This window comes from Pelomicrobium sp., from assembly GCF_036803785.1.
Classification (GTDB): Bacteria; Pseudomonadota; Gammaproteobacteria; order Burkholderiales; family UBA6910; genus Pelomicrobium.
Genome location: NZ_DAIRTR010000156.1, coordinates 1 through 6128, shown reverse-complemented (window position 1 = coordinate 6128; position 6128 = coordinate 1). Strand labels below are relative to the sequence as shown.

Here is a 6128-nt window from a genome sequence, read left to right as displayed (position 1 = left end):
CTGGGGGGGTGGGCCCTGGCCGGGGCAACGCTCAATCTGCAGGGCACCCAGCGCAGCCATGTCTTCCAAGTGCAGCTGGAAGGGCCCGGGATCGCGGGGCAAGCCCGAGCACAGGGAGCCCTCGAGCTGGATCCAGAACCGGCCTGGTCCGGGCGCCTGGTGGACCTTCGCACCGCTGAGCCCTATCCCCTGACCCTCGCGGCTCCAGTCTCCCTGGAACTCTCCCGGCGGCGCCTCGCCCTGGGCGCCGGGCGGCTCGAGCTCACCGGCGGCGGGCGGGTGGATTTCGAACCCCTGCTCGCCGATGGCGATCAAGTGCGATGGGCCGGTCGGGCCGAAGGGTTGCCGCTCGCGGCCCTGGCCCCGGCCTTAGCACGCGAGGCAGGGTTCGAGCTCTCCCTGGTCTTGGGCGCCCGATGGAGGATCGACGCCTCGGCTACCTTAAACGGCGCCGTGGAGGTGTGGCGGGAGCGGGGCGATGTCGTGTTCCAGGGAGGCCGGCCCCTAGCGCTCGGGTTGGAGCGCCTCGCCTTCGTGGCCCAAGTCCAGAATAACGTCATCGCAGGACAGCTTTCTGCCACGGGCACCCGCCTCGGCCGCGTCGCGGGAACTTTCCGCACCGTAGCCCACCGGGAAGGCGGCTTGTGGCGCATCGCGCCGGAAGCGCCCTTGGCCCTGGAGGTCCAACTGGACATGCCTTCCCTCGCCTGGGTCGGCCGGCTGCTTCGCGTCGGGGTAGCACTGGACGGATCCGTGCGCGGCGCCCTCACCGCCCAGGGCAGCCTGCAGGCGCCCGGGCTGCGGGGGAGTTTGCGCGCCCAAAACCTGGCGCTACGGCGGGAGGATCTGGGGCTCGCCTTCGAGGGGGGTGAGGCTGAAGTGGATTTCGACCAGGCTGGCCTGCGGCTACGCCGCGCCGTGTTCCGGGCGGGGGAAGGCAGCCTCGAGGCGACGGGCAGCGGCCGCCTAGTGAACGGTGCGCCGGTCCTGGACCTGGACGTGCAGGCCGTGCGGGCCACCCTGGTCCAGCGGCCCGATCAAGTGCTGGTGGCCAGCGGCAGCGCCAAGGTGCGCGGCGAAGGGGGGAGACTGTCGATCACCGGAAAGTTCCAGGCGGATCGGGGGCTGCTCGAGCTCGAATCCTTCGAAACGCCCAGCCTGTCGGAGGACGTGGTGATCGTCGGCGCTCCGGTGCCGGAAGAAGGCCCTCCCCTCGGGTTCGCCTTCGACCTGGACATCGACTTGGGCCAGGACTTTCGCATCCGCGGTGAAGGGCTGGAAGCGCGGCTCGCCGGGCGCTTCCGTGTGGTCTCCGACAGCGTGGGACCGGTCCGGGTCAAAGGCACCGTGCGGGTGGCCGAGGGCAGCTACCGGGCCTACGGGCAGCAGCTCACTATCGAGCGAGGCGCGCTGCTCTTCGACGGGCCACTGGCGAATCCCAAGCTGGACATCCTGGCAGTGCGCAAAAGTCCCACCGCCGAGGCAGGGATCCTCATCACCGGCACCGCCCTCTCGCCCCGCACCAGCCTCTATTCCCACCCGCCCGTTCCGGACAATCAGAAGCTCGCCTGGCTCATCCTCGGCCCCGGCACGGCCGTCGCCGACACCGAGTTCGGCTTCAGCACCTTCCGTCAGCAGCAGCAAGAGATCACCCTGGGCACGCAGCTCACCTCCGCGGTCTACGTGAGCGTGGGGCGGAGCCTGGAAGGCACAGGAAACGTGGCCCGCATTACCATGATGCTGTCCGAGAAGTGGGCGATCCAGGCGGTCACGGGCACAGCCAACGGCGTCAACCTGGTCTATACCCTCTCCTTCGACTGACGCACTCTCCCCCCACGGCACGGGCTCGCGCTACAATGCCCTCATGGGGCGCTGGCTCATCATCATCGGGCTTGTCCTGATCCTGATCGGTCTCGCCTGGCCATGGCTGTCCAAGCTGGGATTGGGCCGCTTGCCGGGCGACATCCATATCGAGCGGGAGGGCTTCTCGTTTTACTTCCCGATTACCACCAGCATCATCGTCTCCCTGGTGCTCACCCTGCTTTTCTGGATTTTTCGCCGCTAGAACCGGAAGAGATTTCCGACCCGCAGCGGTACCAAGAGATGACTGCTCAAAACACGACGAGCGTCGAGCAAACCCATCCTTTGTTCCCCTTTCGTCCCGCTGCGCGCTTCGGGCCAGACGACTCCGCTTTCCCTGGCACCTCCGCGGCTCGGTAGCGAGCTTCTCAACCGCCTTCGCCGCGCCAGCGCCCGGTCTGGCGCCAGACCAGGTCTTGCAAGGAATGGGTCTCGGCGTAAACTTCCCGCATCCAGCGGGCGTCGTTTCCTCCTCTCTGGATCCAACTCAGCACTTCCTCTAACGCCGCCTCGGCGCCCAGTTCCCGGGCGTGGGGCCGTAATCGCTCGCAGGTCGCCGAAATATCCTCCTTGAGCGTGCGGCGCGTTCCCTTTTCCGGATCCACCAGATCCGCGTCGAGCCCGAAACGGCAGGCGAGAAAGCGGTTGTAGGTATAGACCAGGTACATCTCCTCCTTGAGCTGGAACGGGCGCTCCTCGTGAAGAAAGCGGCACAAGGCCTGGGCGTAGGCGGCAAGAACCGCTGCCCGCTCCACCGTGAGGGGCGTGTCGCATACCCGAATCTCCAAGGTGCCGTAACCGGGTGAGGGACGGATGTCCCAGTAGAAATCCTTCATCGAGCCCACGATGCCCGAGCCGGCCATCTTTTCGAAGTACCCATTGAACTCGCTCCAACGGGTCAAAAACGGTGCCCGGCCGCTCAAAGGGAAAGCGAAGATGGCGTTCAACCGGGACGAGTCGAAGGCCGTGTCCACGCCCTGGTAGTAAGGGGAGGCGGCCGACAGGGCGATGAAATGGGGAATGTAGCGGGCGAGCCCGTGCATGAGCTCTAGCGCCTGGTCCCCGTCGCGGCAGCCCACGTGGATATGCTGGCCGAAGACGGTGAACTGCTTGGCGAGGTAACCGTACAAGTCCGACAGGTGGCGGAAGCGGGGGCGGTCGCAGATCTGGCGCTCGCTCCAGCGCTGGAAGGGATGGGCACCGCCGCCGGCCACTCCAATGTTGAGCCGGTCGGCCGCCTTGACCACGGCATCGCGGATGGCACGCAACTCCTCGGCCAGGGTCTCGTAGCAACTATGAACCGAGGTACTGATCTCGATCATGCTCTCGGTGATCTCGGGTTTCACGTCGCCGGGGTGCTTTCCCTTCTCCAGCAGTGCGAGCAGATCCGTCGCCCCTCGGGTCAAATCCCAGTCTCGGGTGTTGACCAGTTGCAGCTCCAGCTCCACGCCGAAGCTGAGAAATGTCGAGGGCTTGAACTCGAGAGGGGGCATCACGTCCTCGCTTCGCCGGAAGCGCGCAGCGCATAATGGGTGGCAAGGGGCCCCAGGACCTCCATGAGAGCCACCGCCACCATGACCACCGCGGTGGCTTCTCCGCTCAAAACGGGATAAGCAGCGGAGGCCTCTTTGAGCAGAATCACCGCCATCAGGGACATGGGCATCAGGGCCAGGGCGAGAAGCCCTGATTTTCTCACGCTCAGGGCCGAAAACGGCGCCAGGGCGAGCACCCCGGCCGCCTTGCCCAGGAGCCGGACCACCACCAGGGCCAGCGCCGGAAGGACCACTGCGCCCAGGTCCTTGAGCTCGATCGCCGCCCCGGTCAAGGCGAAGACCACAATGGTGGCAAGTAGCCCCACGTCGCCGAAGCGTACCGACGCGAAGCGCCGCGCGCGGTCCAGGGTGCGGGTGAGCGCGCCGCAGGCGAGCAGGCTCAACACCACCGAGAGATTCAGGCTGGTCGTCAGCGTGACGGCGAGGATCACCACCGCGATGGCCGCTCCCACCTGGGCATCTTCCTGGCGGCCGAGATAGCGCAGCAGTACGAGCAGTGCTCCCGCCGTCGCGAGAGCGATGGCGAGGGACCCGCCGATCAGGTACAAGGGATGCAGCACCATGACCAGCCAGCCGCTGCGCTCTTCCAGATGCATGCCGGCGAGCAGCAGGGCGAGGGCCACGAAGGCATAGATAGCGTTCAAGGTGGTCAGCAGGAGCAGCCGCTCGGTGACCTGGCCTTCGGCGTGCAATTCCCGCGTGATGGTCATGACGGCGAAGGGGGAGGTCCCCACCGCGATGGCGCCTGCGAGACCGGCGATGAGCGGCCGGCTGCCGAGAGCGGACAACACGCTGAATACCGCCAGGAAGGTGAGCGCGCTCTCGAGCAGGCTAGTGGCCAGCAGGCCCGGGTTGCGCCGCAGCCAGTTGAGGTCCACCCGTTGCCCCAGCTCGAACAGGATGAGGCCGATGGCGAGGTCCAGTAGCAAGCGCAGCTCCCCTAGGGTGCCCGGATGGAGTAGCCCCGTGAGCTGAGGTCCGGCCACGATCCCCGCGGCCAGATAGCCCAGCAGGCGCGGCAGACGCAGCCAGCGTCCGGCCGCCTCTCCCGCCGCCGCGGCGGCGATCAACACGATGGCGAACCACAGCAGGCTGGAAGCGCGAAGGGGCCACGACGGCAGAAAAAACCACTGGTCCATGCGCTCTTTCCCGATAGGACGGCCTCGTTTCAGGCCGAAAAGCGAAAAGCCAATGGAGCATTCCGAAGGCCGGATTTTAACCCGGATATCTCAGAACAAACCCACAATCACGGTGGGGGACACCGCCGGGCGAAGACATCTCGGCGTGTTTCGGGCCCGCTTAAGCCGTGTCGCCCGGCCCGTGGCTGCTGTCTTTGAAATTGCCGCCGGGGCGGTCGCGGGAGGGAATGCGGTAGAGATAAAGCGCCAGCGCCGCGCCCAGGACGGCCAGCAGCACCCGGGCCATGGGATGGGAGACGAAAAAGACGATGGACACGCCCAGGGTGAGCAGCATGAGGGCGATGGCGTTCACCTTGGTGCGGTAAGGGAGGCTGCGATGACGTTGCCATTCCTGGATGATCGGACCAAAGATGGCATTGTGTACCAACCAGCTGTGGAAGCGCTCCGAGGCCCGCGCGTAACAGGCGGCGGCCAGCAGCAAGAAGGGGGTGGTGGGAAGCACGGGGAAAACAAGCCCCAGCAGACCCAAGCCTACGCACAGGGATCCCGCCGCCAGCAGCAGGCCCCGTACCGTGGCCGAGCCGTGCAGCCGCAATGACGGTTTTTCCTGGTGTCTGGTCACGGAGCGAGGCCGTGGAGCGCCGAGCAGATGCTATCGGGCGAAGAGCTGGGATAGGTCCCGGAACGCCTTGAACTCCAGCGCGTTTCCTGAAGGATCGTAAAAGAACAGGGTCGCCTGCTCCCCGACCAAGCCCTTGAAACGGATGTAGGGCTCAATGGCGAACCGAACCCCCTGAGCTCGTAACCGCTGCACCAGGGATTCCCACTGTTCCATGGTCAGCACGACACCGAAGTGGGGAACAGGCACGCCATGGCCGTCTACGGGATTGACGTGGGCTCGCACCCGGCCCTCTTTGCCAAGGCTGGGGTCCAGATGGCACACCACTTGGTGGCCGAAAAGGTCAAAGTCCACCCAGGTCTGGTCGCTGCGACCTTCGGGACAGCCCAGCACGCCGCCGTAGAAACGGCGGGCTTCGTCCAGGTCGCGCACGGGGATGGCCAGATGGAACGGGGTCAGCATGATGCAGCCTCCGGCAGGCTCGAAATGACGTGAGAGCGAGTTATTATACGACGCCGACGCCGGCTTACCGGCGGGTCATAACGGGTAGGACAAGATCAAGACGGCGTAAAGATGATGGTCGTGGGGCTGGGTTTCGAAATCCCGCGTCCGGTAGACCGTCAAGAGGTTCAACGAAAGCTCTCCGGCGCGTAGCCCCATCCCCGCGGCCAGGCCGGCGACAAAAGGCTTCTTGTCCACGCGACGGCTGTCTTTCCAGGTATTGCCGTCGAGAAAAACGTTCCGCGCCACCGCCTCCGCCCAAGGAGCCAACACGCCGTAGAAGGAATGGCCGGACGCGGCGCGGGCAGTAGGGCCCGTCACCGGGCCGCTATTGAGCAAACTCACTTGCCCGAAGTCCGGCGGCACGCGGTAGCCGAAGCGCAACTCCAGCAAGACCCCGCCCGCGGTTGAGACATTGCCCAGGTTCGCCCCCACCGCCGGCACGAGGTCCCACCC

The 6128-nt window shown here is 66.0% G+C and carries 7 protein-coding genes; 2 read left to right on the top strand and 5 right to left on the bottom strand.

Annotated features, from left to right (window positions below):
• Positions 1-1821: translocation/assembly module TamB domain-containing protein (locus tag V7Q81_RS13950; RefSeq protein WP_333844420.1), on the top strand; the 1821-nt coding region annotated here is incomplete at its 5' end.
• 43 nt (positions 1822-1864) lie between these two features.
• Positions 1865-2065: a DUF2905 domain-containing protein gene (locus tag V7Q81_RS13945; protein WP_333844418.1), complete on the top strand. Its 201-nt coding sequence runs from the start codon at positions 1865-1867 to the stop codon at positions 2063-2065.
• Positions 2066-2228: 163 nt separating this feature from the next.
• Here V7Q81_RS13945 and V7Q81_RS13940 read toward each other — a convergent pair whose 3' ends face one another.
• The 5 genes from V7Q81_RS13940 to V7Q81_RS13920 form a co-directional block, all read right to left on the bottom strand.
• Positions 2229-3353, bottom strand: a complete 1125-nt coding sequence (locus V7Q81_RS13940) for a YbdK family carboxylate-amine ligase (RefSeq protein ID WP_333844417.1) — start codon at positions 3351-3353, stop codon at positions 2229-2231.
• Positions 3353-4552, bottom strand: a complete 1200-nt coding sequence (locus V7Q81_RS13935) for a cation:proton antiporter (protein WP_333844415.1) — start codon at positions 4550-4552, stop codon at positions 3353-3355. Before V7Q81_RS13935 ends, V7Q81_RS13940 begins: the two co-directional genes overlap by 1 nt.
• Before the next feature lie 160 nt (positions 4553-4712).
• Positions 4713-5174: a YbaN family protein gene (locus V7Q81_RS13930; protein ID WP_333844413.1), complete on the bottom strand. Its 462-nt coding sequence runs from the start codon at positions 5172-5174 to the stop codon at positions 4713-4715.
• 30 nt (positions 5175-5204) lie between these two features.
• A complete protein-coding gene (locus tag V7Q81_RS13925) occupies positions 5205-5633 on the bottom strand; it encodes a VOC family protein (protein WP_333844411.1) in 429 nt (142 codons plus the stop codon).
• A gap of 75 nt (positions 5634-5708) precedes the next feature.
• The coding region (locus V7Q81_RS13920; protein WP_333844409.1) for a lipid A-modifier LpxR family protein at positions 5709-6128 on the bottom strand (420 nt) is incomplete at its 5' end.

Bases quoted from the DNA above. Each gene is read 5' to 3' on its own strand.
- V7Q81_RS13945 (WP_333844418.1), top strand. From the start codon at position 1,865: ATGGGGCGCTGGCTCATCATCATCGGGCTTGTCCTGATCCTGATCGGT.
- V7Q81_RS13940 (WP_333844417.1), bottom strand. From the start codon at position 3,353: ATGCCCCCTCTCGAGTTCAAGCCCTCGACATTTCTCAGCTTCGGCGTG.
- V7Q81_RS13925 (WP_333844411.1), bottom strand. From the start codon at position 5,633: ATGCTGACCCCGTTCCATCTGGCCATCCCCGTGCGCGACCTGGACGAA.
- V7Q81_RS13935 (WP_333844415.1), bottom strand. From the start codon at position 4,552: ATGGACCAGTGGTTTTTTCTGCCGTCGTGGCCCCTTCGCGCTTCCAGC.